Source organism: Stenotrophomonas sp. PI_27 (genome assembly GCF_027854495.1).
In the GTDB taxonomy this organism is placed as follows: Bacteria; Pseudomonadota; Gammaproteobacteria; order Xanthomonadales; family Xanthomonadaceae; genus Stenotrophomonas; species Stenotrophomonas pavanii.
The window spans coordinates 222,642-249,291 of the sequence record NZ_JAJNOF010000004.1; the positions used below are offsets into that span (position 1 = coordinate 222,642).

The 26,650-nt window shown below is 67.6% G+C and carries 28 protein-coding genes and 1 tRNA gene; 16 read left to right on the plus strand and 13 right to left on the minus strand.

Annotated elements, in window-relative coordinates:
* Window positions 1-106: 106 nt before the first annotated feature.
* A complete protein-coding gene (locus tag LRM18_RS07055; RefSeq protein WP_270952920.1) occupies window positions 107-349 on the plus strand; it encodes a hypothetical protein in 243 nt (80 codons plus the stop codon).
* Window positions 350-382: 33 nt separating this feature from the next.
* Window positions 383-880, plus strand: a complete 498-nt coding sequence (locus LRM18_RS07060; RefSeq protein ID WP_049471261.1) for a DNA-binding protein — start codon at window positions 383-385, stop codon at window positions 878-880.
* Window positions 881-907: 27 nt separating this feature from the next.
* Here LRM18_RS07060 and LRM18_RS07065 read toward each other — a convergent pair whose 3' ends face one another.
* Window positions 908-1,984 (minus strand): MBL fold metallo-hydrolase, encoded by a 1,077-nt coding sequence (locus tag LRM18_RS07065; RefSeq protein WP_270952922.1) that lies wholly within the window; start codon window positions 1,982-1,984, stop codon window positions 908-910.
* A 103-nt stretch (window positions 1,985-2,087) separates the two neighbouring features.
* On the opposite strand from LRM18_RS07065, the gene LRM18_RS07070 reads away from it, so the two are divergent.
* The gene (locus LRM18_RS07070) at window positions 2,088-2,699 is read left to right on the plus strand and encodes a TetR/AcrR family transcriptional regulator (RefSeq protein ID WP_053462774.1); all 612 of its coding nucleotides are present in this window, start codon (window positions 2,088-2,090) and stop codon (window positions 2,697-2,699) included.
* Here the strand turns inward: LRM18_RS07070 and LRM18_RS07075 are convergent.
* A complete protein-coding gene (locus LRM18_RS07075; protein WP_270952926.1) occupies window positions 2,696-4,642 on the minus strand; it encodes an EAL domain-containing protein in 1,947 nt (648 codons plus the stop codon). The two genes, LRM18_RS07070 and LRM18_RS07075, sit on opposite strands and share 4 nt — an antisense overlap.
* A 322-nt stretch (window positions 4,643-4,964) precedes the next feature.
* Here LRM18_RS07075 and LRM18_RS07080 point away from each other — a divergent pair, with 322 nt between their 5' ends.
* The 4 genes from LRM18_RS07080 (at window position 4,965) to LRM18_RS07095 (ending at window position 8,603) form a co-directional block, all read left to right on the plus strand.
* The gene (locus LRM18_RS07080; protein ID WP_336297080.1) at window positions 4,965-5,777 is read left to right on the plus strand and encodes an APH(3')-II family aminoglycoside O-phosphotransferase; all 813 of its coding nucleotides are present in this window, start codon (window positions 4,965-4,967) and stop codon (window positions 5,775-5,777) included.
* A 97-nt stretch (window positions 5,778-5,874) separates the two neighbouring features.
* Entirely contained in the window at window positions 5,875-6,465 is a 591-nt protein-coding gene (locus LRM18_RS07085) for a TetR/AcrR family transcriptional regulator (protein WP_270952930.1), read from the plus strand.
* Complete coding sequence (locus tag LRM18_RS07090) at window positions 6,462-7,496, plus strand: heparan-alpha-glucosaminide N-acetyltransferase domain-containing protein (RefSeq protein WP_270952932.1); 1,035 nt, start codon at window positions 6,462-6,464, stop codon at window positions 7,494-7,496. Before LRM18_RS07085 ends, LRM18_RS07090 begins: the two co-directional genes overlap by 4 nt.
* 99 nt (window positions 7,497-7,595) lie before the next feature.
* Window positions 7,596-8,603 (plus strand): aminoglycoside phosphotransferase family protein, encoded by a 1,008-nt coding sequence (locus tag LRM18_RS07095; protein ID WP_270952934.1) that lies wholly within the window; start codon window positions 7,596-7,598, stop codon window positions 8,601-8,603.
* 127 nt (window positions 8,604-8,730) lie between these two features.
* Here LRM18_RS07095 and LRM18_RS07100 read toward each other — a convergent pair whose 3' ends face one another.
* The 7 genes from LRM18_RS07100 to LRM18_RS07130 form a co-directional block, all read right to left on the minus strand.
* On the minus strand, window positions 8,731-9,618 hold the full coding sequence (locus tag LRM18_RS07100; RefSeq protein ID WP_049471276.1) for a DMT family transporter: 888 nt from the start codon (window positions 9,616-9,618) through the stop codon (window positions 8,731-8,733).
* Between the two features lie 32 nt (window positions 9,619-9,650).
* Window positions 9,651-10,712, minus strand: coding sequence for a UDP-N-acetylmuramate dehydrogenase (gene murB, locus LRM18_RS07105; RefSeq protein WP_150826463.1), 1,062 nt, complete (start codon window positions 10,710-10,712; stop codon window positions 9,651-9,653).
* 8 nt (window positions 10,713-10,720) lie between these two features.
* Complete coding sequence (locus LRM18_RS07110; protein WP_049471279.1) at window positions 10,721-11,776, minus strand: quinone-dependent dihydroorotate dehydrogenase; 1,056 nt, start codon at window positions 11,774-11,776, stop codon at window positions 10,721-10,723.
* Window positions 11,777-11,784: 8 nt separating this feature from the next.
* Entirely contained in the window at window positions 11,785-12,555 is a 771-nt protein-coding gene (locus LRM18_RS07115; RefSeq protein ID WP_064238325.1) for a class I SAM-dependent methyltransferase, read from the minus strand.
* A gap of 4 nt (window positions 12,556-12,559) precedes the next feature.
* A complete protein-coding gene (locus LRM18_RS07120; RefSeq protein WP_049471284.1) occupies window positions 12,560-12,844 on the minus strand; it encodes a DUF4190 domain-containing protein in 285 nt (94 codons plus the stop codon).
* A 180-nt stretch (window positions 12,845-13,024) separates the two neighbouring features.
* Window positions 13,025-13,864 carry an SDR family NAD(P)-dependent oxidoreductase gene (locus LRM18_RS07125; protein WP_270952940.1) on the minus strand — a complete coding sequence of 280 codons (840 nt, stop codon included), beginning with the start codon at window positions 13,862-13,864 and terminating at the stop codon, window positions 13,025-13,027.
* Window positions 13,864-15,396, minus strand: coding sequence for an aldehyde dehydrogenase family protein (locus LRM18_RS07130; RefSeq protein WP_014646923.1), 1,533 nt, complete (start codon window positions 15,394-15,396; stop codon window positions 13,864-13,866). The genes LRM18_RS07125 and LRM18_RS07130 overlap by 1 nt, the downstream gene beginning before the upstream one ends.
* A 183-nt stretch (window positions 15,397-15,579) precedes the next feature.
* On the opposite strand from LRM18_RS07130, the gene LRM18_RS07135 reads away from it, so the two are divergent.
* Window positions 15,580-15,656: transfer RNA gene (locus tag LRM18_RS07135), tRNA-Arg, on the plus strand.
* Between the two features lie 435 nt (window positions 15,657-16,091).
* On the opposite strand, the gene LRM18_RS07140 is transcribed toward LRM18_RS07135, so the two are convergent.
* On the minus strand, window positions 16,092-16,607 hold the full coding sequence (locus LRM18_RS07140) for a hypothetical protein (protein WP_270952942.1): 516 nt from the start codon (window positions 16,605-16,607) through the stop codon (window positions 16,092-16,094).
* A gap of 444 nt (window positions 16,608-17,051) precedes the next feature.
* Between LRM18_RS07140 and LRM18_RS07145 the strand changes: the two genes are divergently transcribed.
* On the plus strand, window positions 17,052-17,516 hold the full coding sequence (locus LRM18_RS07145; protein WP_154330483.1) for a GNAT family N-acetyltransferase: 465 nt from the start codon (window positions 17,052-17,054) through the stop codon (window positions 17,514-17,516).
* 26 nt (window positions 17,517-17,542) lie between these two features.
* On the opposite strand, the gene LRM18_RS07150 is transcribed toward LRM18_RS07145, so the two are convergent.
* Complete coding sequence (locus tag LRM18_RS07150) at window positions 17,543-17,902, minus strand: response regulator (RefSeq protein ID WP_049471288.1); 360 nt, start codon at window positions 17,900-17,902, stop codon at window positions 17,543-17,545.
* A complete protein-coding gene (locus LRM18_RS07155) occupies window positions 17,892-19,028 on the minus strand; it encodes a PAS domain-containing sensor histidine kinase (protein WP_270952947.1) in 1,137 nt (378 codons plus the stop codon). The genes LRM18_RS07150 and LRM18_RS07155 overlap by 11 nt, the downstream gene beginning before the upstream one ends.
* A gap of 178 nt (window positions 19,029-19,206) precedes the next feature.
* Here LRM18_RS07155 and LRM18_RS07160 point away from each other — a divergent pair, with 178 nt between their 5' ends.
* From LRM18_RS07160 to LRM18_RS07180, 5 genes are all read left to right on the plus strand, one after another.
* A complete protein-coding gene (locus LRM18_RS07160; protein WP_270952949.1) occupies window positions 19,207-22,320 on the plus strand; it encodes a response regulator in 3,114 nt (1,037 codons plus the stop codon).
* Window positions 22,317-23,141, plus strand: a complete 825-nt coding sequence (locus tag LRM18_RS07165) for a CheR family methyltransferase (RefSeq protein ID WP_049471292.1) — start codon at window positions 22,317-22,319, stop codon at window positions 23,139-23,141. The genes LRM18_RS07160 and LRM18_RS07165 overlap by 4 nt, the downstream gene beginning before the upstream one ends.
* Window positions 23,141-23,716, plus strand: coding sequence for a chemotaxis protein CheB (locus LRM18_RS07170; protein WP_206632604.1), 576 nt, complete (start codon window positions 23,141-23,143; stop codon window positions 23,714-23,716). Before LRM18_RS07165 ends, LRM18_RS07170 begins: the two co-directional genes overlap by 1 nt.
* Window positions 23,713-24,846, plus strand: coding sequence for a hybrid sensor histidine kinase/response regulator (locus LRM18_RS07175; protein ID WP_049471295.1), 1,134 nt, complete (start codon window positions 23,713-23,715; stop codon window positions 24,844-24,846). Before LRM18_RS07170 ends, LRM18_RS07175 begins: the two co-directional genes overlap by 4 nt.
* Before the next feature lie 83 nt (window positions 24,847-24,929).
* Window positions 24,930-25,358, plus strand: coding sequence for a BLUF domain-containing protein (locus LRM18_RS07180; RefSeq protein ID WP_053462792.1), 429 nt, complete (start codon window positions 24,930-24,932; stop codon window positions 25,356-25,358).
* Between the two features lie 3 nt (window positions 25,359-25,361).
* On the opposite strand, the gene LRM18_RS07185 is transcribed toward LRM18_RS07180, so the two are convergent.
* Complete coding sequence (locus tag LRM18_RS07185; protein ID WP_064238340.1) at window positions 25,362-25,685, minus strand: metalloregulator ArsR/SmtB family transcription factor; 324 nt, start codon at window positions 25,683-25,685, stop codon at window positions 25,362-25,364.
* Window positions 25,686-25,771: 86 nt separating this feature from the next.
* Here LRM18_RS07185 and LRM18_RS07190 point away from each other — a divergent pair, with 86 nt between their 5' ends.
* On the plus strand, window positions 25,772-26,209 hold the full coding sequence (locus tag LRM18_RS07190) for a YeeE/YedE thiosulfate transporter family protein (RefSeq protein ID WP_270952955.1): 438 nt from the start codon (window positions 25,772-25,774) through the stop codon (window positions 26,207-26,209).
* Window positions 26,206-26,619: a DUF6691 family protein gene (locus LRM18_RS07195; protein ID WP_103282998.1), complete on the plus strand. Its 414-nt coding sequence runs from the start codon at window positions 26,206-26,208 to the stop codon at window positions 26,617-26,619. The genes LRM18_RS07190 and LRM18_RS07195 overlap by 4 nt, the downstream gene beginning before the upstream one ends.
* Window positions 26,620-26,650: the final 31 nt, after the last annotated feature.

Genomic DNA, 26,650 nt, shown 5'->3' on the forward strand with positions numbered 1-26,650 from the left:
CTCTGGACGTGTAGCGCGGATTGGCTGGGGTCACATCGAGCGTCTTTTAAGAGAGTTGTCATTTGACAACCCGTGTGAGCCGTGTGGAGACTGCGGAGAAGAAGGAATGTCTCGAGCGCGTCATCCAGACAAGGACATCGAAGCGGCGTTGCAGTTCGCGGAGGATCGTGCGTGGAGGCTCCGTATGGCGGGCGGCCATGCGTGGGGCCGGATGTATTGCCCTTACAACGACACCGATTGCCGATGCGGGGAGTTCTGCATCGTGAGCATCTGGAGCACGCCGCGAAGCGGCAGCCGTCATGCAAGTGCCTTGCGGCGTGTGGTCGAGAACTGCAGTCGTGAGCAATGAGATCAGGCTTCGTCAGAAGCGAAGGGGTCAATCATGGAATTCAACTTCACCCTGAAGTACCGCTTGCCGGACACAGGCAATGAAATCGGCGTCCTCGAGCAGCGCCTGGCCGAAGGCGGCTGTGACGACGCGCTTGTGGGCCTTGGGTTGCCGGGACGGCTGGCCCTGGCGTTCTGCCGGGAAGCAGACAGCGCAGGGGTTGCCCTGCGTTCGGCGCTCGACGATGTGCAGCGGGCTGTGCCCGGCGCCGAACTGGTTGAAGTGAGCCCCGATCTGGTGGGGCTCACTGACGTCGCAGACCTGCTCGGAATGTCGCGCCAGAACATGCGGAAGCTCATGCTGGCCAACCTGCAGTCGTTTCCGTCCCCCGTGCATGACGGCTCGACCTCGATCTGGCATCTCGTCGACATACTCGGTTGGCTGCGAGCGCGCGGCAGCGGGAAAGTCACGACGGAAATGACCGAGCTCGCCGCCGCTGCGCTGCAGATCAATCTGGCCCGGGAAGGGCGCAGGCTTCACCCGAAGACGTAGCGGCGGCCAGAACCGGAGCCCACCGCATTACAGCTCCACCGTCTCCCACCAGCGCGTGCCCGGCTGCGGCGCCTGCATGTCCACTGCTTCGCCCATCATCGGCGTGGCCACCGGCACGCGCTTCGCGGCCGCCAATGCGGTGATGCGCTCGAACGGCTGCTGCCATGCGTGCAGGGCCAGGTCGAAGGTGCCGTTGTGGATCGGCAGCAGCCACTTGCCACGCAGGTCCAGGTGCGCCTGCAGCGTCTGCTCCGGCTGCATGTGCACGAACGCCCAGCGCGGATCATAGGCGCCGGTCTCGATCATCGTCAGGTCGAACGGGCCGAACTTTTCGCCGATCGCCTTGAAGCCATCGAAGTAGCCGGTGTCGCCGCTGAAGAAGATGCGGAAGTCGCCGTCCTGGATCACCCATGACGCCCACAGGCTGCGGTCACTGTCGCCCAGGCCGCGGCCGGAAAAATGCTGGCCCGGGGTGGCGGTCAGGCGCAGGCCATTGGCCTCGGTGGATTGCCACCAGTCCAGCTGTTCGACCTTGCCGGCGTCCACACCCCAGGCGATCAGCTGGTCACCCACGCCGAGCGGGGCGATGAAGCGCGCGGTCTTGCGATCCAGCTGCGTCACTGCGGCGTGGTCGAGATGGTCATAGTGGTTGTGCGAAAGGATCACGCCGGCGATCGGCGGCAGTGCATCGATGCTGATCGGCGGCGCATGGAAGCGCGCAGGGCCCATCCACTGCACCGGCGAGGCGCGCTCGGAGAAGACCGGGTCGGTCAGCCAGTACTGGCCGCGCAGCTTCAGCAGGATCGTGGAGTGCCCAAGCCGGAACAGGCTGCGGTCCGGCGCGGCGTCCAGCGTGGCCCGGTCCAGCGGCTTCACCGGAATCGGGTGGGCCGGCACGGTGCCCTTGGGTTTGTTGAACAGGAACGTCCACCAGATCTCCGCACCGTCGCGCAGGCTCATTGCCGGACGGGGCAGGGCATTGCGGAACTTGCCATCACGGTACTGCGGTGACTCGGGGTAGTCGGGGAGGGACCAGGAGGTGCAGAAGGTGTAGGCGGTCACGGCGAGGATTCCAAGCAGGGGGACAAGGAGCAGGCGCTTCATGGGTGACGTCCGCTGGGTACACTGCACAGTGTAGTTTCCTGTTTTTCAAAAGTACACTACCGGGTGTAAAATGCGTGCATCCGTTCAGCCATCCGTTCCCGCCATGTCCCGTACCCCGCAGCGCCTCACCGACCGCAAACGCGACGCGATCGTGCGCGCTGCGGTGGAGGAGTTCCGTGCGTCGGGCTACGAGGCGACCAGCATGGACCGCATCGCCGAGGTGGCCGGCGTCTCCAAGCGCACCGTGTACAACCACTTCCCGAGCAAGGAAGCGCTGTTCTCGATGATCCTGGAGGAGCTGTGGGAACGCAGCGTGGCCAGCGACGCGCTGCCGTACCGGCCCGACCAGCCGCTGCAGGGGCAGCTGCTGCAGTTGCTGGGGCAGAAGCTGGACCTGCTCAGCGATGCCAACTTCATCGACCTGGCGCGGGTCGCGATGGCCGAGATCATCCACTCGCCGGAGCGTGCGCAGGCCATCGTCTGCCGCATGGGCGAGAAGGAAAGTGGCGAGAGTGCGTGGATCCGCGCGGCAATCGCCGATGGCCGGCTGCGCGAGGTCGATCCGGAATTTGCCGGCCACCAGCTGCACGGGCTGGTGAAGAGCTTCGCGTTCTGGCCGCAGGTGACGATGGGGCAGCCGCCACTGAACGAACAGGAGCGCGCGCGCGTGGCCGAGTCGGCGGTGGCGATGTTCCTGGGGTTCTACGCGGCCTAGCCGGCGGCGAAGCGGCGGAACTCGTCGGCCGGCAGGGCGGCCGAATACAGATAGCCCTGGCCGACATCCACGCCCAGCGCGCGCAGGTGCTGTTCCTGCGCCAGGGTCTCGGTGCCCTCGGCCACGACGATCGCGCCGCAGCGGTGCGCGACTTCGACGATGAAGCGCACGATCGACTGTGACTTGGCGTCGGACAGCGTGGCGATCAGCGCCTGTTCGATCTTGACCTCGGCGATGGCCAGCTGCGAAAGCAGGATCAGGGTCGAGTAGCCCGCGCCGAAATCATCCAGCGACAGCGTGACCCCGGCCGCCAGCAATTGTGCGATGTTGGCATCGACCACGTCGCGCTCGACGATCTCGGTCCACTCGACGATTTCCAGGCGCAGCATCGCACCGGGGATGTCGTGCAGTTGCAGCAGCTCGTGCAGGCGCAGGCCGAATCCGGGCAGGCGCAGCGATTCTGCAGAGACATTGACCGCGATGGTCAGTGAAGCGCCATCCTGCCGGCAGAACTGCAGGAAGTGCACCGCCGACTGCAGCGTGGCCCATTCCAGGTCGGCCAGCCGGCCCTGCCGGCGCAGCAGCGAGATCACCCGCATCGGTGTGATCGGCCGGCCCTCGCCATCGCGCATGCGCAGCAGTGCCTCGGCACCGACCAGCCGTCGGTCGCGCAGGCGATGCTTGGGCTGGTAGCTCAGCGGTGCATCCCCCTGGCGCAGCCACCGTTCGAGCGCGACCTCGATCAGGGCATCGATTTCGCTGTCGCGCTGGATCGGGTCATCGAAGAACACCACGCCCGACTCGATCGCGCTCAGCGCCAGCGTGATCGCCCGCAACGGCAGGTGGCCTTCATCGGCGTTGGCCGGAGGCTTCAGCTCGACCACGGCGCAGCGGAACAGCGGCCGGAAGCCCGGCCAGTCGCGGCTGACGCGCTCAGTGAGATTGCAGGCCAACGCGGTGACATGGGCCTGGCTGCGCAGCTCGGCCAACGACATGCCGCGCACCAGCAGGGCCAGCGCCGCGTCACCGAACTGATAGATCTCCAAGGCATCGGCGGGAAGCGATGGCAGCAACCGATGGATGTCCGCCGCCGTATCGCGATGCCATAGCCCGTTGTCCTGCAGTGGGCCGTAACGCAGGCGCAGATCGCGCAGGTTGCCCATCTCGACCACGACCAGGCAGGCCTTGCCGAAGCCGTCGTTGCCGCGCCAGAAGTCCTGCAGTCGTTCGCCCAGCGCGCGCATGTTGGGCAGGCCACTGATCGGGTCGATGCGCAACCAGGCCTGCTCGCGCTGGCGCTGCGCGTCGATCTGGGCGTCGTTGTAGACCAGCGCGAACACCGCGCCCAGCACCAGCAGCGAGACCGGCAGTGCCAGTACGCGCTGGATCGCCAGTTCGGCCACCGGCAGCTGGTCGGCGCCGATGATCGCCACGCCCAGTGCCAGCCCCACAGCGGTCGCGGCGATGCGCGCCGACCACGCCCGCAGGATCATGCGCAGCGACAGCTCGTTGAGCATGCGCGGGTGCAGGCGCCTGCGCAGCCAGACGCCGGTGATCATCTGCAGCGCGGCCTCCAGGCTGGCGGGCAGGAAAAACTGGGTGCCGACAAACTGGTAGCGGGCCAGCACGGCAGCCGCCAGGCAGGCCAGACCACCGCGCCACCCGCCGAGCAGGCCGCTGACCAGCAGGATGTCGAAGCCAAGGTGCAGCTTGACCACGCCCTGGGTGTAACCGGCCACGAACCAGGAATTGAACAGGTAGATCAGCCCCAGCGTCACGCCGACATACAGGCGACGGCCCTCGATGGCGTGCCCGGCGCGACGGGTGGCGATCAGCAGCACGCCGATCATGCCGATCACCGCGGTGGCCTGCAGCAGGTACAGCGGCAGGCTGGGCAGGGCACTGTCCAGGACCTGGGCCGAGACCCGTGAAAGCGCATCCATAGCAGGTTCCCGCCTGTGACCGACGGCCGGTGACGAGCAGGGTAAACCACGGCCGCGCGCGCGGCCACTGACGATGCCCTGCGGCGGCCCGCTGGGTCAGTAGCGCGGGCCGGCGATCGCGGAAACCCTTGCACAGCGCATCGGCGATGCGCATGTTCAGCGCGACCTTGCGGGAATGCAGGGGCGATCGGCGCCGACGTTACACGGTGACGGATCCGTGGGCGTTGCTGTAGCGACGACTGCCCGGCATCACTGCTGTTGACGGGAGGAATGCCGGATGAGCGAGAATCCATGCAGTCATCGGTTACAGGCGTCCCCTGGCATGGAAGCACCCCGCGCACGCATGGAGGGCATGCCCCTGCCTCACGCCTGGCAGGAAGCACTGGCCGATGCGCGCATCGAGCGGCAGTCGATCGGCGTATCGCGTGCGGACGTTGCCCGCGTGCATCGTCCGGGGCAGGCCGATGCCTTCCTGAAATCGGAAGTGATCGACGCCTTCAGTGAGCTGGGCGACGAGATCGCGCGCCTGCGCTGGCTGCAGGCGCAGGGCCAGCCGGCGCCGACGGTGATCGCTATCGCCGAGGAGGAAGGGCGCCGCTGGCTGCTGATGAGTGCGTTGCCCGGCCACGATCTGGCCTCGTCGCCGGCGCTCGCGCCCCAGCACCGGGTGCAACTGCTGGCCGACGCGCTGCGGGGCCTGCATGCCCTGCCGGTGGCGGCCTGTCCGTTCGACCAGCGGCTGGCTTCGCGCCTTCAGGCCGCACAGGCACGGGTCGAGGCGGGCCGGGTCGACGCCGATGACTTCGATGACTTCGATGACGAGCGCCTGGGGCAGAGCGCACAGCAGGTCTTCGCCGAACTGCGCGCTACCCGGCCTGATCACGAGGATCTGGTGGTCAGCCATGGCGATGCCTGCCTGCCGAACCTGCTGGCCGTCGAGGGGCGTTTCAGCGGTTTCATTGACTGTGGCCGGCTGGGCGTGGCCGATCGCTACCAGGATCTGGCGTTGGCCGCGCGCAGCCTGGTCCACAACTTCGGCGACACCCGGTGGGTCGCGTCGCTGTTCCGCAGTTATGGCGTTGTGCCCGACGAACGGCGGCTGGCGTTCTACCGTCTTCTCGACGAGTTCTTCTGAAACCGCGCCGGGCAGCGCAGGGCAGGGCTGAATGCTGCCCTGCTGACGGACCTCTCCAATATTCAAAATGGACGAACGTTCGTTCACTATGTGTGGCATGAGCCGAATCGACCGCAATGAGCAGCGCGTGACCCTGATCCTGCAGGCGGCCCTGCAGTGTTTCCTGGCCAAGGGCTTCCACCAGACCAGCATGCGCGACATCGCGCAGGCGGCCGGTGTCAGCCTGGGCAATCTCTACAACCATTTCCCGGGCAAGGAGGCGATCATCCTTGCGGTGGCCGTGGCCGAAAGCGAGGAACTGGCCCCGATGCTGCAGCGGCTGGCGGCGGCCGACGGCGAGCGCGCGCAGGTGCTGGCGTTCCTGCAGGACTTCCATGCGTTGTGCCGGCAACCGGAGTGGGCAACGCTCGCGGCCGAGGTGCTGGCCGAGAGTGCACGCAACCCCGCCGTAGCCGAGGCCTTCGCCGCCAACCGCAGGCAGCTTCAACAGGTGCTGGGCGATGCATTGCAGGGCATTGCGCGGCGCGAGCGGCGGCGCCCTGCGCTGGCCCCGGCACTGCAGGCGCAGGTGTTGCTGGATGCCATCGAAAGCGATGCGCTGCGCCAGGGCCTGGGTGAAGCCGGCAACGCGGAGAACGCCGCGCTGGATCTCGAGCTGCTAACACGGTTGCTGGGATCACGTGCATGAGCGCCGATGACCGGCGGCTGCACGGCCTGGACCTGGCGCGCTACTTCGCATTGGCCGGCATGGTGCTGGTCAACTTCCGCCTGGCGATGGCCGTACCTGCCGAGCGCGGGGGGTGGCTGGCCGGCTTCTTCCATCTGCTGGAAGGCAAGGCTTCGGCGACCTTCGTCACCCTGGCCGGGCTTGGCCTGGTACTGGCCACGCAGCGCTTGGGCCGGAGGCAGGCCTGCGTGCAGACCTGGCGGCGCGCGCTGTTCCTGCTGGTGCTGGGCCTGCTCAACCTGACCCTGTTCCCGGCCGACATCCTGCACTACTACGCGGTGTATTTCGCGCTGGCGGTGCTGTGGCTGCGTGCGTCGCCACGGGCGCTGCTGGCCAGCATCGTGGGCCTGGCGGCCGGTTCGTTCTGGGCACTGCTGCATTGGGACTACAGCCAGGGCTGGAACTGGCAGACGCTGGAGTACACCGGTCTCTGGCAGTGGCCGGGTGCCGCGCGCAACCTGCTGTTCAACGGCTTCCATCCCCTGCTGCCGTGGATGTGCTTCTTCCTGCTGGGCATGCTGCTGGCGCGCCTGCAGTTGTCACAGCCGCGCGTGCAGCGTGCCTTGCTGTTGCTGGGCGTGCTGCTGATCGGCGCCGGCCAGGGCGTGCAGCACCTTGCGCTGGGAACGCCCTGGCAGGTGTGGCTGGGAACGCAGCCGATGCCGCCGGGACCGGCCTACGTGCTGACCGGTTCGGGCGCGGCCTGCAGTGTGATCGCCGCGTGCCTGTGGGTCAGCCGCCGGTATCCCGGGAATTGGCGGGCGCCGCTCACTGCGGCAGGGCGGATGACCCTCAGCCTGTACGTCGGCCACATCCTGCTGGGCATGGGGACGCTGGAAGGATTGGGCGTGCTCGATGGCAGCGCGTCATTGCCGGCGGTGCTGTGGTGCGCGCTGCTGTTCCTGCTGCTGGCCACGGCCGCCGCGTGGCTGTGGTCGTTGCGGTTCGCGCGGGGGCCACTGGAAGCGGTGATGCGGCGCGTCGCCGGCTAGCACTTTGGTCGCGCAGGCGTGATGTTGTGACGGACATGTCTGTGTCGCGGCCTGCGCATCTGCGATAGTGGCGGCAGGTAACACTTTCCGCTTGCATCCATGTCATCCGCTTCGGCGCAGCACCTCGGCGAAGTCCTCCTGCAGTCCTATGGCATCACCGCCACGGCCGTGGTGCCACGCCCGGTTGGCGCCGACGCCAACGCAAGCGTGTATCGCATCGATGCACGGCGTGGGCAATGGTGGTTGAAATGCCGCAGCTACCAGGTCGACCCTGCCGTCTGGGATACCCTGCACTGGCTGCGCGGCACGCTGGGCATCGAGGAAATCGTCGCACCCTGGCCGGCACTGACCGGTGGCGCTTCGGTGCAGCGCTGGGGCCTGCAGTTCACCCTGTTTCCCTATGTGGAAGGCCAGTCCGGCTTCGAGGCGGCGTTGAGCCGCACGCAGTGGCAACGGCTGGGTGAAGTGCTGCGCCGTCTGCACGAGGCCCGCCCGCCGCTGCAGCTGCAGGAGGCGCTGCCGAGCGCGCGGATGGAAACCGCGGCGCTTGATACGGTGGGCCAGTGGCTGGCTGGCGAGGGCCTGGCGGCCGCCAAGGACGGCCTGGGCCGTGCGTTCGTGTCGGTCTGGGACCAGCAGCACGCACGCATCGCCGCGCTGCATGCGCAGGCCGTGCAGCTGCATGCGGCGTTGCAGGACGTGCCGAGGGGGCTGCACCTGTGCCATAGCGACCTGCATGCCGGCAACCTGCTGATGGGCAATGACGGTGGCCTGCACCTGATCGACTGGGATGGCCTGTCGCTGGCACCGCGCGAGCGCGACCTGATGTTCATCGGCGGCGCGGTCGGCGGGCGCTGGGGCCGCGAGAACCCGTTGGGATTCGAGGAGGGCTATGGCAGCGACCGCGGTGATCCGCGCTGGATTGCCTGGTACCGGCACTGGCGCATCCTGCAGGACCTGATCGAGTTCCAGCAGGTGCTGCTGGGCAGTGATGGCGAGGAGCGTTCGCCGCCGTTGCGCCGGCAATCGCTGCATTTCCTCAGCGAGCAGTTCGCACCGGGCAACGTGTTCGACGCCGCCGAGCGGGTGTATCGCGCGCTGGGTTAGTTCCCGGGCCGTTGCCAGGATCACCCCGGGTAGAGTCGACTATCGCGCGCAGCGCGGGCTTTGCCTGTTCCAGACGAAGAGCAGTCGACCAACAGTCGACTCTACCCATGGTCCGTGCAGGTGGTTTTCATTCTGCAGGCTTGGCCGCTGCTGAGGCGGCCGCACTTGCGGCGCGGCGCGACAGCACGGCTTCGCGATGGGCGATGTAGGCGTTGGCGGCCAGGATGATGCCGGCGCCGATGATCGTCCAGCGGTCCACGCTTTCGTTGAACAACAGCCAGCCGCACAGCGTCACCAGGGGAAGCTGCAGGAAACTGATCGGTGTCAGCGCCGAGACTTCGCCCAGCCGCAGCGCCCGGGTCCACAGCAGTTGGCCGACGGTGCCGAGCACGCCGGTGGCCAGCAGCCACAGCCAGGCCAACCCGGTCGGCCAGACCCAGACGAACAACGCCGGGACCAGCGACAGGGGGACCCAGAAGACGTAGGTGTAGAGCACCACGGTATCGGCGCTGTCGACGCGGGTGAGTTGCTTGATCTGGATTGCCACCAGCGAGCTGAGCACCGCGGCGGCGACCGCGACCAGGCTGCCGGCGGTGAAGCCGGCCGTGCCGGGGCGCACGATCACCAGCACGCCGATGAAACCCACCACCACTGCCGCCCAACGGCGCACGCGCACGGTTTCGCCCAGCCACAGCACGGCGGCGATGGTGACGAACAGCGGCGTGGAATAGGAGAGCGAAACCGCCTGCGCCAACGGCAGGTGGCCCAGCGCCCAGAACGCGCACAGCATCGAGCCCAGGCCGATCGCACTGCGCACGAAATAGCGTGGCAGCTGCTGCGTCTTCAAGGGCGCGCGGCCCGGCCGCAGCAGCATCGGCAGCAGGGCCAGCAGGCCAAAGGCATTGCGGAAGAACGCCACTTCCTGCGTCGGCACGTAACGGGTGGCATAGCGGATGGCCACCGCCATCAGGCCGAATGCCATCGTGCTGCCGAGCATCAGCAGCGCCGCCCGCATCGGAGTGGCGCCAGGGGAAAGGGCGGGGCTGTTCACCACTGTGCGCCGAGCAGGCGGGGCTCCGGTTCGATCGGCACGCCGAATTTTTCCAGCACCGAGGCCGAGATGCGGCGCGCCAGCGCCAGCAGATCAGCGCCGCTGGCATTGCCGTGGTTGACCAGCACCAGCGCGTGGCTCGGCGCCACGCCGGCATCACCCTCGCGGAAGCCCTTCCAGCCACAGGATTCGATCATCCAGGCCGCGGAGACCTTGCGCCTGTCGTCCTGCTCGGCCGGGAACACGGGCAGGTCGGGGAAGTGCTGCAGCAACACGTCGACCTGTTCCAGCGGCAGCACCGGGTTCTTGAAGAAGCTGCCGGCGTTGCCCAGTACCTCGGGGTCGGGCAGCTTGCGGCGGCGGATCGCGATCACCGCATTGGCCACGTCCACGGCGCTGGGCAGTTCCACGCCCTGTGCCTGCAGTTCCTCGCGGATGCCGGCATAGTCCATGCGCAGGTCGTGCAGCAGGGGCAGCTTCAGTTCGATGGCGGTGATCAGGTAGCGGTCGGGCTGCTGCTTGAACACGCTGTCGCGGTAAGCGAAGCGACACTGCTCGTTGTCCAGCCGCACCCAGGCCTGGTCCTGGCAGTCCCAGGCTTCGACCGCCTGGATGAACTCGCCCACCTGCGCGCCATAGGCGCCGATGTTCTGGATCGGTGCGGCACCGGCGGTGCCGGGAATCAGCGCCAGGTTTTCCAGGCCGGACAGGCCTTCCTGCAGCGACCACATCACCAGGCCATGCCAGGGCACGCCGGCGCCGGCGCGGATCACGGCATGGTCGGCGCGGTGTTCAAGGAAACTGATGTCGCGGTTGCCGAACACCAGCACGGTGCCCGGCAGGTCCTCGGCGATCAGGACGTTGCTGCCGCTGCCCAGCACCAGCAGCGGGCCGTTGGCCACGTCGGGCAACGCCAGCACGTCCGGCAGCAGCGCGGCATCGTGCAGTTCCAGCAGCTGTTCCGCATTGGCCTGCACGTGGAAGGTGTTCAGTGCCTGCAGCGGCGCATTGCGGGTGAGCGTCCAGCGCAGCGGGGCGTTGCCGTCGGTGCTATCCATGGGCGCGCTCACAGGGGGGCCACCGCGCCGCGGCTCGGCGCTTCGCGGCGGCGACGGATCGCCTCCACGCATTCGGAAACCAGCGCCGGTCCACGGAAGATCAGGCCGCTGTAGCACTGCACCAGCGCGGCACCGGCCGCCATCTTGGCCACCGCGTCGGCACCGGACAGGATGCCGCCGACGCCGACCAAGGGCACCGACTCGGGCAGGCGCGAGCGCAGGCGGCGCAGCACCAGCGTGGACTGCTCCAGCACCGGCGCGCCCGACAGGCCGCCGGCCTCGTTGGCCAGCGGGTCGCCGGCCACCTTGCTGTGGTCGATGGTGGTGTTGGTGGCGATCACGCCATCCACCTGCAGCTCGCCCAGTACGCGGGCGGCGGCATCGATGTCACGCTCGCTGAGGTCCGGCGCCACCTTCACCAGCATCGGCACGCGGCGGCCGTGGCGGGCCGCGAGCTCCTCCTGGCGGTCACGCAGCTGGCTGACCAGTTGGCGCAGCGCGGTTTCTTCCTGCAGTTCGCGCAGGCCGGCGGTGTTGGGCGAGGAAATGTTGACAGTGATGTAGTCGGCCAGCGGGTACACCTTGTCCAGGCAGGCGATGTAATCGTCCACGGCCTGTTCGTTGGGGGTGTCCTTGTTCTTGCCGATGTTGATGCCGAGCAGGCCGCGGCGGTTGCGCGCGCGCTCGACGTTGCGCACCAGCGCGTCCACGCCCGCATTGTTGAAGCCCATGCGGTTGATGATCGCGTTGTGTTCCGGCAGGCGGAACAGGCGCGGCTGCGGATTGCCGGCCTGCGGGCGCGGGGTGATGGTGCCGATCTCGACGAAGCCGAATCCCAGCGCGAACAGTGCATCGATATGCTCGCCGTTCTTGTCCAGGCCGGCGGCCAGGCCGACCGGGTTGGGGAAGGTCAGCCCGAACACCGTGCTCGGCATCGGCGCGATGCGGGCGGCCAGCAGCGGCGTGGTGCCGGTGCGATAGGCCAGGTCCAGTGCGGACAGGCCGAGGCCGTGGGCGCGCTCGGCGTCGAGCGAGAACAGGAAGGGGCGGGCAAGCGAATACATGCGTCGGTTCAGTCCAGCGTGCCGAGGAAGGCTCGGGTTCGATATTCAAAAGCAACCTGGCCGTCCACCGCGTGGGCGGCGAACAGGTGCTGCAGAGCGTCGATCATCGGCGCGTGGCGCGGATGACCGGATTGCGGGGCGTAGGAAGAGGAGAGCAGGCGCCCGCGCAGGGCGTCGAAGTCCAGATACTGCACGTTCGGTAGCTCCACCCTGCCGCGCAGGCCAGCGCCGAACCAGGCCTGCATGGTGGCATCGTCCTGGTAGCGCTCGGCCACGGCGGTGTAGTCGGTGCCGTAGTCCAGCAGCAGCTGTTCGTAGCCGACCAGGAACGGGCTGGCATCGAGCAGGCGCGAATTCCAGTAGATCAGTGCCAGGCCACCGGGGCGCAGGATGCGCTGCCACTCGGCGCGCACCGCCACGGTGTCGAACCAGTGGAAGGCCTGCGCGGCGCTGACCAGATCGATGCTGGCGTCCGCCAGGCCGGTGGCCTCGGCGCGGCCATCGACGGCGGAGAACTGCGGGTACTGTGGCGCCAGCCACTGTTCGGCGGCAGCACGCATGGCAGCGTTGGGCTCGACCGCCACCAGCGGATGGCCGCTGGCGAGAAACGCGCGGCTGGAGATGCCGGTGCCAGCGCCGATGTCGGCGACACGGGCCTGGTGGCTGACACCCATCGGGCCGTGCAGCCAGTCCAGCAGTGCGGCCGGATAGTCGGGCCGGTAGCGGACATAGTCGGCGACGCGGCTGCTGAAGCGTTCGGTGCTGTCGGAGGCGGTCATGGCGTCAGTTCGACACCGCCGCCAGCCACGCCAGGCCACCGAAGAACAGGATGAAGACCAGGATGGCGGCAACCACGGCGCCGACCATCACCCAGCCCAGCACCAGGCCGGTGAGTGCCATGCCATCGCCTTCCAGCTCATGCGGGCGGCGGCGGATCTCGGCGCGGGCCATGTGGCCGGTGATGATGGCGACGATGCTGGCCACGAAGGGCAGGACGGTCCAGCTGGCGATGCCCATGACCAGGCTGACCACGGCCAGGGCGCTTGTCTGTCGGGGTGCCACGCTCATCGGGGTCCTCCTTGGCAGTGTGCACATGATAGTGCGTCTGCCCGGGCAATCCCATGCCCGGCAGATGTGAGGGAAGGCGTCGCCCCCTGGTCGACGAATGGGATTTCGGCCCTGGCAGGCGTCGGCCTTGGTCGACGAAAGGCGTGCCCACCCAGGTTGGCAGCTACCGGGGTGCCAGTATCAGCCCATCAACACCTGGCCGCCATCCACGTTGAGCACGCTGCCGGTCACCCAGCGCGCCAGCGGCGAGCACAGGAACAGGGCGGCATCGGCGATCTCGCGCGGGTGGCCGAAGCGGCCGAACGGAATCTTCGCCAGCGTGCCGTGGTACAGGTCGGGGTCTTCGACGCGGCGGCGATCCCACAGGCCGTCATCGAACGCGATCGAGCCGGGTGCGATGGCATTGACCCGGATCCGGTCCTTGGCCAGCGCCAGTGCCTGCGAGGTGGTGTAGTGCGAAAGGGCGGCCTTGGCAGCAGCATAGGGTGCGCCACCGGGACGGGGCTGCTGCGCGGCAATCGAAGAGAGGTTGAGGATGCAGGCGTCGCCGGATGCGCGCAGCCAGGGCAGCGCCAGCCGCGAGGCGCGCACGGCTGCCATCAGGTCGATCTGCAGGCTCGCGGCCCAGCCATCCTCGTCGTCGGCCATGCCGTAGCCGGTGGCATTGTTGACCAGCACATCGATACCGCCGAGGGCATCGGCGGCGGCCTGCAGCCAGGCCTGGATCTGGTCGGGGTCGGCCAGATCGGCGGAGAACGCGTGCACTGGCGTGCCCTGTGCCTGGGCATCGGCGCACAGGGCATCCAGCCCGGCCCGGCCACGCGCGCAGACCGAAACCTGTGCGCCGGCGCCGGCAAACGCCAGCGCCATTTCACGGCCGATGCCCTTGCTGCCGCCTGCGATGAGCACGCGGCGGCCGCTGAAATCGAGGATCGGAGCCCCTGCGGGGATCCGACCCTGGGCCTGGGCCAGAACCCCGGAAGGGCCCTGACCCACAGGCGTGTCGGCGTCGTTTGCCATCACAGGTCGAACTTGATCCCCTGTGCCAGCGGCAGCGAATCCGAATAGTTGATGGTGTTGGTCTGGCGGCGCATGTAGACCTTCCATGCATCCGAGCCGGACTCGCGGCCACCGCCGGTGTCCTTCTCGCCGCCGAAGGCGCCGCCGATCTCCGCGCCCGACGTGCCGATGTTGATGTTGGCGATGCCGCAGTCGCTGCCGGCGGCCGACAGGAACTTCTCGGCAGTCTTCAGGTTCTGGGTGAAGATCGAGGACGACAGGCCCTGCGGCACGCCGTTCTGCATGTCGATGGCTTCATCGAGGGTGTCGTACGGCATCACGTACAGGATCGGCGCGAAGGTCTCGTGCTGGACCACGGCGTCGCTGTTCTTCAGGCCGGAGACGATGGCCGGCAGCACGAAGTTGCCCGGGCGGTCGATGCGGCTGCCACCGGTTTCGATGGTGCCGCCGGCCGCCTTGGCCTGGGCGATCGCATCGAGGAACTGCTGCACGGCGCCTTCGCTGTTCAGCGGGCCCATCAGGTTGGCCGCATCGGTCGGGTCGCCGATCTTGCCTTCCACCTGCTTGTAAGCCTTGACCAGGGTGGCCAGCACGTCGGCGTAGATCGAGCGGTGCACTATCAGGCGGCGGGTGGTGGTGCAGCGCTGGCCGGCGGTGCCGACGGCGCCGAACACGATGCCCGGCACAGCCAGCTTCAGGTCGGCGGTTTCGTCCAGGATGATGGCGTTGTTGCCGCCCAGTTCCAGCAGGCAGCGGCCGAGGCGGCGCGCGACCTTCTCGTTGACGGTGCGGCCGACCTGGGTCGAGCCGGTGAAGCTGATCAGCGGCACGCGGCGGTCATCGACCATCTTTTCCGACAGCGCGGTACCGGCATCGTTGATCAGGAAGAAGATGTCCGGGAAGCCGGCTTCGCGCAGGGCGTCGTTGCAGATCTTCAGCGAGGCGATGGCGGTCAGCGGCGTCTTGTTGGACGGCTTCCAGATGCACACGTCGCCGCAGATGGCCGCCAGGAACGAATTCCAGCTCCACACCGCCACCGGGAAGTTGAAGGCCGAGATGATGCCGACCAGGCCGAGCGGATGATACTGCTCGTACATGCGGTGGCCCGGGCGCTCGGAATGCATGGTGTAGCCGTACAGCATGCGGCTCTGGCCCACGGCGAAATCGGCGATGTCGATCATCTCCTGCACTTCGCCATCGCCTTCCGGCTTGCTCTTGCCCATTTCCAGCGCAACCAGCGAACCCAGGGCGTCCTTGTGCCTGCGCAGTGCTTCGCCGCACAGGCGCACGGCTTCGCCTCGGCGCGGTGCCGGCGTGGTGCGCCAGACCTTGAAGGCTTCCTGGGCGCGGGCGACGACGGTCTCGTACTCGGCCTCGGTGGTGGCGCGGACCTGCGCGATCGGCTCGCCGGTGGTCGGGTTGACCGGGGTGATCAGCTCACCGCTGGTCGCGCTCGACCACTCCCCGTTGCCCAGGTACGTGCCAGCGTTGATCGCGTCCAGGCCAAGGGACTTGAGCAGCTCGGAAGACATGCAGACTCCTGTGTTTCGTTACGTTGTTTGGTGCCATCGCGGGCAGGTGGGGGACGCGATGAACTGAATCGCCGATGGTAGCAGAGCGCCCCGACCGGCCATGGTGCAACGCGCCAGCCGAATCGGGCCGGACATGAATGCTTGGAGGGCAGGGCACCTTGCCTGTAAACTTCCCGGCTGCATGGCCCCGTAGCTCAGCTGGATAGAGCGTCCCCCTCCTAAGGGGAAGGTCGCCCGTTCGAATCGGGCCGGGGTCACCAGAATCAATAACTTGCGATAGCTGCTACACCGCCATTGGCCATATCAGGCCATCAAAAGGCACCACTTGGTCACAGTGGTCACAATGGCGAATCAATAGGTTAGCTTCGCCACCGCTCCATCATTACCCTCAGGGGCGAGGTGTACGTAGTACTTCTTCGTCGTGGCGTAATCAGCGTACCCGGCCAGAATCTGCACCCTTCGCAACGGAACTCCGGCCTAGCTGCGCGCGCTGTTGCCGCAACCGGAGACGTTCGCCTGGCCGGAGAGGGCGGAGCTGCCGTTAGATTACGAAGGGCTTGGTGCGGTGCTCTGGCACTGAGATGAATCAAGCGTTGGTGGCCGATTAGCGGCGCAGGCATCGTTATTAGCCGACAGTCGTGTAGTGGAGAGCTGATGTTCGCAGGCATGCGGCAAGGGTTGCGCAGCAATACAGCCTACTTCTTGCCGAAATCTACGACCGGTCGAGTCTTCCTGCCGTCTTCGAACTTGATGCCAGACAGGTCGACTACATACACCGGTCCGCGAAGCTCGCTCGGGGACGGACCAACGCTCTTTACACCGGCTTCTGCGCGTCTGATATGCATGTAGGGAAGGCGCGAGCCTTGGGCACTACAGTCTGCCGCCTTGCTCGTGGCTTTCAGTAAGATCTTGTACTTGCCTGGTGTCTCTTCCAGCTGACCGCAGATCGTAGCCGGGGATGATTCCAGTACGCGCAGTGCGTCACGACCTGTACGGGTAACAAAGCTGTCGAGTGACTCGCCGTCTTTGGATTCGGAGTCCCAAAGGGGCATCGTCACGCCGCGCCTCGTCGCCTCTGTAACGCCGCCGCTGATGTGAATCCACTTATACGCCTCGGCATTCGATACAGGTGGAGTCTGGGGTCTGGCTGATTGGGCAAAAGCCGGAGAACTCAGGGAAGACACCACAACTGCCAGAACGATTGAACGCATCATGGGTTCCTTACGCTGACCGATGGGCGAATGTTATCCCCAGCGGAATCCGCCGCCACTACCGGGCCTGCCACCAACGCGCGAGCAGCAGCAGGCCCGGCGTCTGGCCGAGGCGGGGGCTAAGGGGATCGAGCAGATCAAGGCGGCGCTAGAGCCGCCCAAGCCGCCGGCAGAGAGGAAGCCCCGAGCGAGGGACGCCCGCACCCAGGCGTGGGTGAGGGCAGGGCTGCAGCAGCTACGGTGGGGTGTTTGAGCGAAGGTGGATCCAAGCCGGTCCCAGCAATCTTGCAAGTCGTTGGCCTAACGTGCAGTGGAAGTCCCCTCCTATGGATAAGGTCGCCCGTTCGAATCGGGCCGGGGTCACCCTGTTTGCGGCGCCACGTCCGCGCGCTGCCCGCCAGGCCACTCGGATATGCTGGCGCCTCGCCACGCGATCCGCCCGCCATGGACCACCGCCTGCAGCCCGTGCAACCCCAGGACTACGCGAGCATCGCCGCGTGGCTGGATTCGGCCGTGGCGACGCTGCGCTGGGCCGGGCCGGGCGTGCCCTATCCATTGCGACCCGATCGGTTCGAGCACGTATTGCAGCTGCGCGAACGCCCGGGGTGGGTGCTGCTGGACGCAAGCGACCAGCGCGTGGGTTTCGGCCAGGCCTGGTCCACGCAGCCGGGCACCGTCCATCTGGGCCGCCTGCTGGTTGCGCCGCAGGCGCGGGGCCGCGGTCTCGGGCGTGGGTTGGTGCAGGCGCTGATCGCGCAGGCGTTCCAGGCTGCTGCCGTTGAACGGCTGACCTTGCGGGTCTATCGGGACAATGCCGCTGCAGTTGCGTTGTACCGCTCCCTCGGCTTCGAGCCGGTGGACGCTGCATCCACGCCGGCGCTGCTGTTCATGCAGCGGGCCCGGCGCTGAGCATGGCCACGCAGGCCGGTACGCCTTCAGTCCTGCTTGAGCAGTTCAACCAGCTGGCGCAGGCGGTAGGGCTTGGGCAGGAACTCCACCTGCTCCGGAAGCGGCGGCAGCTGCGAACGCGCGTAGCCGGAGGACAGGATCATGCGTGCCTGCGGCTGGTCGCGGGCGACGTGCTCGCTGAGTTCGATGCCGGACATGCCATTGGGCATGCTGACGTCACTGAACACCACGTCGAAGCGTGCGTCGCTCTTCAGCAACGCGGCCGCTTCATGCCCATCGGCAGTGGTGGACACCTCGATGCCGAAATCGCGCAGGGCCAGGCCGATCATCTCACGCAGATCGTTCTGGTCCTCCACCATCAACACGCGGATCGGTTCATCGGTCATGGGCGGGGTCCTCAATTGCGGGTAGCAGCAGGCTGACCGTGGTGCCGACACCGGGCGTGGTGGACACATCGACGAAGCCGCCGCTCTGGGTGGTAAATCCGAACACCTGGCTCAGGCCCAGGCCGCTGCCCTTGCCGATGTCCTTGGTGGTGAAGAAGGGTTCGGTCGCGCGCTCGGCGATGTCGGCGGCCATGCCGTGGCCTTCGTCGCAGACACTGAGCGTGACATAGCCGCGTTGCAGGGCCGTGTCTGCATCCGGGTCGAGGCGATGCTGGAGGGTCGTGCCGATCAGGATGCGGCCGCCCTCCAGCGTGGCCTCGGCCGCATTGGCGACCAGATTGGCCAGCGCGGTCTGCAGCTGCATCGCGTCAGTGCTGACCTGCGGCAGCCCGGGCGCCAGCTCGGCTTCCAGCGTCACATGCGCCGGGCAGGTTCGTTGCAGGTCCGGCAACCAGCGCTGCAGCAGGGTGTTGATGTCCACCGGTTCGCGGATCAGGGTCTGGCCGGTGCTGAATGCCAGCAGCTGCCGGGTGAGCAGCGCGCCGCGGTCGGTGGCGGCCTGCGCGGCATCCAGCAGCTCGGCCGTGCGCGCATCATCGCCGCCCACGCGAAGGGAAAGCAGGTCCAGCGCATTGCCGATGGTGGTCAGCAGGTTGTTGAACTCGTGCGACAGGCCGCGGCTGAGGCGGCCGACGGTCTCGAACTGCTGGGTGTTGCGCAGCGCCCGCTGGGCATCGCGCAGCAGTCGCTGCGCCTGCCACTGTTCGGTGATGTCGCGGGTGATCTTGACGAAGCCAAGGAGTTCGCCCGCTTCCATGACCGGCTCGATGACCACGCTGGCGCGGAACGACGAACCGTCCCGGCGTACCCGCCAGCCTTCGCTGGCCACATGGCCATGCTGCGCCGCGAGGCGGAGCAGGCGCAGTGGTTCGCCGGCCTCACGGTCGGCAGGCAGGTAGAAGCGGCCAAAGTGCGTGCCGATCACTTCATCGGCGGAATAGCCCTTGATGCGCTCGGCGCCGGGGTTCCAGCTGCAGACAATGCCTTCTGGATCAAGCAGGTACAGCGCATGGTCGCGCACGCTGTCGATCAGCAACCGCAGTTGTCGGGAAGGATCCGTCAGCACGGACGTCGTAGAGGCAGCTGCGTCCACGTGAAAATAAGTGTTACCCCTGTGAGGCACGTGAAGCTAGGCATTCAAGTGTGAAGGATGCGTGCACACCTGACACGTGCCATTTGTCCTGTGCGGCTGAATGCGACACGGAGTACCATCTTCCACCCTTTGCCTTCTGGAACCGACCTGCATGCGTCCTGGTGCGACTACGCGTGACCGCTGGATCTGGATGACGTCCGCTGTGCTGCTGGCCGCGACCATTTCGCTGGAACTGGTCGTACCGCTGGGCTATGCCGTCTGGCTGGCCTACTTCCTGGCCGTTGGCGTCACGGTGTTCCAGCGCAGTGCGCGGGCGCCATTCGTGGTGGCCGTGCTGTCCTGCATCCTGCTGGTCATTGGTTTCAACGTCGCGCCCGTCAGTTCCAACTCGGCGTTTTCGTTCGTCAACCGGACCATTGGCGGTTTCGCCTTCATGATGATCGCGCTGATCGTCTCGCGCGCGATCCAGGCGCGCCGCCAGGCCATGCGCGCGCTCTGGTTGCAGGAGGCCGAGAACGCGGTGGCGATCAGCCTTCGCGGTGACCTGGGGCCGGAGCAGATCGCCGAGGCCGCAGCAACGAGCGTGGCCGGGCAGCTGGGCGCAGAGGTCGCTGCGGTCTACCGCCTGGAAGGCGGGCGGCTGCAGCTGACCGGGGGCATGGCGCTGCCTTCGGGGGCGCCGGCCTCGCTGGCCCTGCACGAGGGGCTGGCCGGGCAGGTCGCGCGTGATGAACGCATCCGCCACCTGCACGGTGACGATGCCGCCGTGCTTGAACTGCAGACCAGCCTGGGCCGGCTGCCGGTGCGCGAGCGCATCCTGGCGCCGCTCAGCAGCGATGGCGCGGTGGTCGGCATCATCGAGCTGGGGCGCGCCCGGGTCGGCGAGCTGCGTGATCTGGATCGCGAGCTGCTGGAGCGCTGTGCCGAGACCATCGGCATGGCGCTGCGCGCATCGCTGCTGCGCGCGCAGCTGGTGGTGCTGCTGGAAGAGTCGCAGCGCCAGGGCGAGGAGCTGCAGGCCCAGCAGGAAGAGCTGCGCGTGGCCAACGAGGAACTGGAAGAGCAGAGCCGCAGCCTGCTGCAGTCGCAGAGCCACCTGGAAGAACAGCAGGCCGAGCTGGAACAGAGCAACGTGCAGCTGGAAGAGCGCACCCACGAGCTGGAGGCGCAGAAGCAGGCACTGCTGGTCGCGCAGAGCCAGCTGGTGCGCAACAGCAACGAGCTGGCCGCGACGTCGCGTTACAAGTCCGAGTTCCTGGCCAACATGTCGCACGAGCTGCGCACGCCGCTGAACAGCTCGCTGATCCTGGCCAAGCTGCTGGCCGACAACAAGGACGGCACGCTCACCGAGGAACAGGTGAAGTACGCCCGTGCGATCCTCTCGTCCAACAACGACCTGCTGGCACTGATCAACGACATCCTCGACCTGTCGCGCATCGAGGCCGGCCATGTCGAACTGTCCGATGAAGTGGTGGTGGTCGACAGCGCGCTGCAGCGCCTGCGCGAGACCTTCGAGCCGATGGCGCGGCAGAAGGGCCTGGCCCTGCAGATCGAAGCCGATGCGCTGGCACCGAGCCAGCTGGTGGTCGACAGCCAGCGGCTGCAGCAGATTCTGAAGAACCTGCTGGCCAACGCGGTGAAGTTCACCGAGCACGGAAAGGTCAGCCTGCACGTGCGTGCGGCCGGCAACGGCCGCATCCGGTTCGAGGTCTGCGACACCGGCATCGGCATCGCCCGCGAGCAGCTGGACGTCATCTTTGAAGCCTTCCGCCAGGCCGATGGCAGCACCCGCCGTCGCTACGGCGGTACCGGCCTGGGCCTGTCGATCTCGCGCGATCTGGCCGAGCGCATGGGTGGCTACATCCAGGTCGACAGCGAGCCCGGGCGCGGCAGCTGCTTCATCCTGGAGCTGCCGTTGCAGGGCGCCCCGGCGGCGAGCGCAGCCGAGGCTGCCGAGGCCCCCGTGGCAGTGCCGACGCCGGCACGCACACCGGCCGTGCTGCCGCCGGCACCCGTGCGCGCTGCCACTGCGGCGGCGCCGGTCACCGCGTCCGCCGGCGTGGCCGACGACCGCGGCCGCCGCCAGCGCGCCGGGCGCCTGATCCTGGCGGTCGAGGACGATGCCACGTTCGCCGAAGCACTGGTGGCCCTGGCCCATGAACTGGACTTCGACTGCGTGGTGGCGGGCACGGCGGAAGAGGCGCTGGCGCTGGCCGGCGAACTGCGTCCGAACGGCATCCTGCTCGATATCGGCCTGCCGGACGTGTCGGGCCTGAGCGTGCTGGAGCGCCTGAAGCGCAACCCTGATACCCGGCACATCCCGGTGCATGTGGTCTCGGCAACGGACCGCAGCCAGGTGGCGCGCGAGCTGGGCGCGATCGGTTTTGCGATCAAGCCGACCACGCGCGAGCGGTTGGTGACGGCCATCGAGCAACTGGAACAGACCAGCCAGCGCGACGTGCGGCGCCTGCTGATCGTCGAGGACGACAGCGAGCTGCGCCGCAACCTGGAACTGCTGCTGGGCCGCGACCAGCTGCAGATCGTCGCGGTGGGCACCCTGGCCGGTGCGCTGGAACAGCTCAGCACGGTCACGTTCGACTGCATGGTGATGGACCTGTCGCTGCCCGACGGCAGCGGTTACGACCTGCTCGAACACATGGCCGGCAACGATGACGTCGGTTTCCCGCCGGTGATCGTCTACACCGGTCGCGCGCTCAGCCGCGAGGAAGAGCAGCGCCTGCGCCGCTATTCCAAGAGCATCATCATCAAGGGTGCGCGCTCGCCCGAACGCCTGCTGGATGAAGTGACCCTGTTCCTGCACAGCGTGGAGGCCAGCCTGCCAACCGACCAGCAGCGCCTGCTGCGCGAGGCGCGCCGCCGCGACACCGTACTCGACGGCCGCACGGTACTGCTGGCCGAGGACGACGTGCGCAACATCTTCGCCCTGTCCAGCGTGCTCGAACCGCTCGGTGTGACGCTGGAGATCGCGCGCAATGGCCAGGAGGCGGTGGATCGGCTGGCCGAGCGCGAGGTCGACCTGGTGTTGATGGACATCATGATGCCGGAGAAGGACGGCCTGGCGGCAATGCGCGAGATCCGCGCGCAGCGCCACCTGCAGGACCTGCCGATCATCGCGCTGACCGCCAAGGCCATGCCGGACGACCGTGAGCGCTGCCTGCAGGCCGGTGCCAACGACTACATCGCCAAGCCCATCGACGTCGACAAGCTGGTGTCGCTGTGCCGGGTCTGGTGCTCGCGGCAATGAACGAGCAGGCCCTGTTCGACCTGGAACTGAAGGTCCTGCTGGAAGCGTTGTACCAGCGCTACCACTACGATTTCCGCAGTTATGCGGTGTCGTCGCTGCGCCGGCGCATCCGCCAGGCCATGCAGCGCTATGAGTGCGAGCGGCTGGTTGACCTGCAGCATCGCCTGCTGCACGAGCCGGACCTGTTCGCGCAGGCGATGCAGTTCTTCACCGTGCAGGTGTCGGAGATGTTCCGTGACCCGGCCTATTTCCGTGAGCTGCGCGAACAGGTGGTGCCGGTGCTGCGCACCTATCCGTCGGTGAAGCTGTGGGTAGCCGGTTGCAGCACGGGCGAAGAAGTCTGGTCGCTGGCGATCCTGCTGCACGAGGAAGGCCTGCTCGAGCGCAGCATCGTCTACGCCACCGACATCAATCCGGCGGCGCTGGCCACGGCGGAAGCCGGGGCCTATGGCATCGACCGGATGGCCCAGTTCAGCCGCAACTACCTGGCGGCGGGCGGCACTGCGTCGTTGTCGGACTATTACGCCACGGCCTACGATGGTGCCGTGCTGGATCGACAGCTGCGCCGCAACGTGGTGTTTGCCGACCACAGTCTGGCCACCGACACCGTGTTCTCCGAAGTGCACCTGGTGTCGTGCCGCAATGTGCTGATCTATTTCAACCGCGACCTGCAGGACCGTGCGGTGGGCCTGTTCCGCGAAGCGCTGGTGCACCGCGGCTTCCTCGGCCTCGGCAGCAAGGAGTCGCTGCAGTTCGGCTGCCACCATGATGCGTTCGAGGTCTGTTCGCGCGAGCATCGCCTGTACCGGAAGGTGGCCTGATGGCCACGCCGACACGCCCGGCCGTGCTGGTGATCGGCGCTTCGGCCGGGGGCGTCGCGGCCCTGCAGGTCGTGCTCGGTGCGTTGCCCGCGGCACTGCCGGCGCCGGTGCTGGCGGTGCTGCACCTGCCACGCGACCGCAGCAGCCGCATCGCCGAAGTGCTGGCGCCCTACTGCGCGCTGCCGGTGCGCGAGGCCGAGGACAAGCAGCCGCTGCAGCGCGGCACGGTCACCTTTGCGCCGCCGGATTACCACCTGCTGGTGGAAGATGCCCGCTCGCTGGCGCTGTCGGTCGATGCGCCGGTGCTGTTCTCGCGCCCGGCCATCGATCCGCTGTTCGAATCGGCAGCGGCCGTGTTCGGCGACCAGGTGCTGGCCCTGCTGCTCACCGGCGCCAGCAGCGACGGCAGTGAAGGCGTCGCCGCGGTGCGCGCTGCCGGTGGCCGCGCCTGGCTGCAATGTCCCCAGGAGGCCGAGGCATCGATGATGCCGGCCTCCGCCCTGCAGCATGCCGGCGCCGACGCCGTGCTGCCCCTTGATCTGATGTGCCGTCGCCTGAAGGAGTTGTTTGCATGAACCTGCTGCCACCGGACCCTGCGCAGTCGCAGACCCCGGTCAACCTGCTGATCGTCGATGACGTGCCGCAGAACCTGGTGGCCATGCAGGCGCTGCTGCAGCGCGAGGGCGTGAACCTGCTGCTGGCCGGCTCGGGCGCGCAGGCGCTGGAGTTGCTGCTGGAACATGAGGTGGCGCTGGCGTTGCTGGACGTGCACATGCCGGAGATCGACGGCTTCACCCTGGCCGAACTGATGCGCGGCTCGCACCGCAGCCGCGATGTGCCGATCATCTTCCTGACGGCCTCGCCGGATGACCCGGTGCGTGCGTTCAAGGGCTACGAAACCGGCGCGGTCGACTTCCTGCACAAGCCGGTGGCACCGCGGGTGATCCTGAGCAAGGTCAACGTCTTCATCGAGCTCTACCAGCAGCGCCAGCTGCTGAAGGCGCGCAACGAGGCGCTGGAACGCTCGCTCAAGCTCAACGAGACGATGGCGGCCGTGCTCACCCACGATCTGCGCACGCCGCTGTCGGCGATCCTGCTGTGCGCCGACAAGCTGTCGCTGGAGCTTCCGCAGGACAACAGCGGCGCGCAGCAGACCCTGAAACATCTGGAGGCCAGCACGCTGCGCATGGCGCGGATGGTCGAGCAGCTGCTGGACTTTTCGCGGATCCGCAGCGGCGGCCTGCGCCTGCAGGCCAGTGCCTGCGACCTTGCCGAGGTGACCCGTGCGGTGGTGGCCGAGGCCGGCAGTGCGCACGGCCATGCGCGGATCCATCTCGACACGCTGGGCGATACCCGCCTGCAGGGCGACCTGGATCGGCTGGGCCAGGTCGCTGCGAACCTGGTCGGCAACGCGCTCACCCATGGCAGCGAGGCGAGGGTGGAGGTGGACGGTCGTGACCCGCGCACTGTGCTGCTGCGGGTCAGCAACGCAGGTCGGATCGATGACGCGCTGCTGCCACGCCTGTTCGAGCCGTTCAAGGCCAGTTTCCATCCCAGCAATGGCCTGGGCCTGGGGCTGTACATCGTCGACCAGTTCGTCCGCGCCCACGGTGGCCGCATCGGCGCGCGCAACGACGCCGGTCTGGTGGTGTTCGAGGCAATGTTGCCGCGGCGCTGTGACGGGACGGCAGCGGCCGCAACCTGAATCCTTCAGCAAGCCTGCGGTGGATCTGAGACGGACTCGTCCGCAACTGCTACCGTGGCTGCATCCACTGCCAAGGAAGCACCATGCCATTGCGCGCGATCGCCTACGTCAGCCAGGCGCGGGCGGATCTTTCCGCTGAACGGCTGCAGGCGGTGGTTGACGATGCGGCCCGCTTCAACAAGATGGCCGGCGTGACCGGGGTGCTGCTGCACGATGGCGGGCACTTCCTGCAGTACATCGAAGGGCCGCCGGATGGCATTGCGTCGGTGTACGAGCGCATCCTCCAGGCCGGCAGCCATGTCGACATCATTGAACTGGCGCGTGGCCGCCTGGGCCAGCGCCAGTTTCCGTACTGGTCGATGCGCGCGTTGCCGGTGGACGAGGCGCTGTTGCGGCGGCTTTCATCCGGCGACTGGTCGGGCTTCAGCCGTACCCTGCACGGCGATCGCGCCGTGCCGACGCCGCTGGACCTGCTGGACAACGTCGTGCAGCCGGTGCTGCACGCGGGCTGAGCGTCAGCGCGAGGTGCCGCTACCGCAGTATGCGGCGTGCAGTGCGTGCAGCACGCCCAGTGCGGGCCCTTCGATCATGCGGTAGTGGATGGCCTGTGCTTCGCGCCGGGTCGCCACGATGCCCAGTTCGCGCAGCACGGCCAGATGCTGCGAGAGCGCCGATGCGCTCAATCCGGTCAGCGCCTGCAGTTCGGGCACCGGCGCTTCCCCCTCAACCAGGCGGCACAGCACACGCAGCCGGGCCGGATGGGCCAGGCTCTTGAGCAGGGCGGCGGCCTGCGCGGCGTGCTTTGCCATTGCGGCACTGTCGAGCGCGGTGCGCGGCATGGTTGACCTTTTTGTTTAGAAGACGCTAATTTAGAAAAAGCTAAATAAAAAGGCAAGTCGATGGATGCAATGCGCGGAGGCCGGACATGAACCTGCCATGGGCCGCTGTGGCGGGCGGGGCGATGATCGGGGCCGCCGCGGTGCTGTTGCTGGCCACCACCGGGCGCGTGGCGGGCGTGAGCGGCATCGCCGCCGGCAGCCTGCGTGCGGAACCGGAGGAACGCGCCTGGCGCTGGGCGTTCCTGCTCGGCCTGGCGGCCGCCGCCGCAGCCGTGCTGTGGTGGCAGGCACCGCCCGGGGAGGCGCCGCGGGCGCTGCTGCGCGACGCGCTGCCCGCCTGGCAACTGGTCGGCGCCGGTGTGCTGGTGGGCGTTGGCACGCGGCTGGGCAATGGCTGCACCAGTGGGCACGGCGTATGTGGCATGGCGCGGGGCTCGAAGCGCTCGATGCTGGCGGTGCTGGTGTTCATGGCCTGCGCCATGCTGACCACGTTCCTCATTCGCCACGGCGGAGGCCTCCGGTGAGCCGCACGACCTGGGCTGCCGGTGGCGCAGGGATGCTGTTCGGCGCGGGATTGGCGCTGGCCGGGATGACCGATCCACGCCGCATTCTCGGTTTCCTCGATGTGGCCGGGCAGTTCGATCCGACTCTGGCCTGGGTATTGGCGTCGGCGGTGCTGGTCAGTGCAGTCGGGCAGCGCGCGGTGCTGCGCCGTGCGCAACCGCTGTGCGCGGAGCGCTTCCAGTTGCCCACTGCCCGTGGCATTGATGGGCGGCTGCTGCTGGGCGCGGCGCTGTTCGGGATCGGCTGGGGCTGGGCGGGCTACTGCCCGGGGCCGGCCATCGCGGGCCTGGCGGTCGGCGCCCACGAAGCCCTGTGGTTCGTGCCGGCGATGCTGGCAGGCTTCTGGCTGCACGATCGCCTCCTTCGATGAGGCTTCACTGCTGTGTCACCCTGCATGGGGT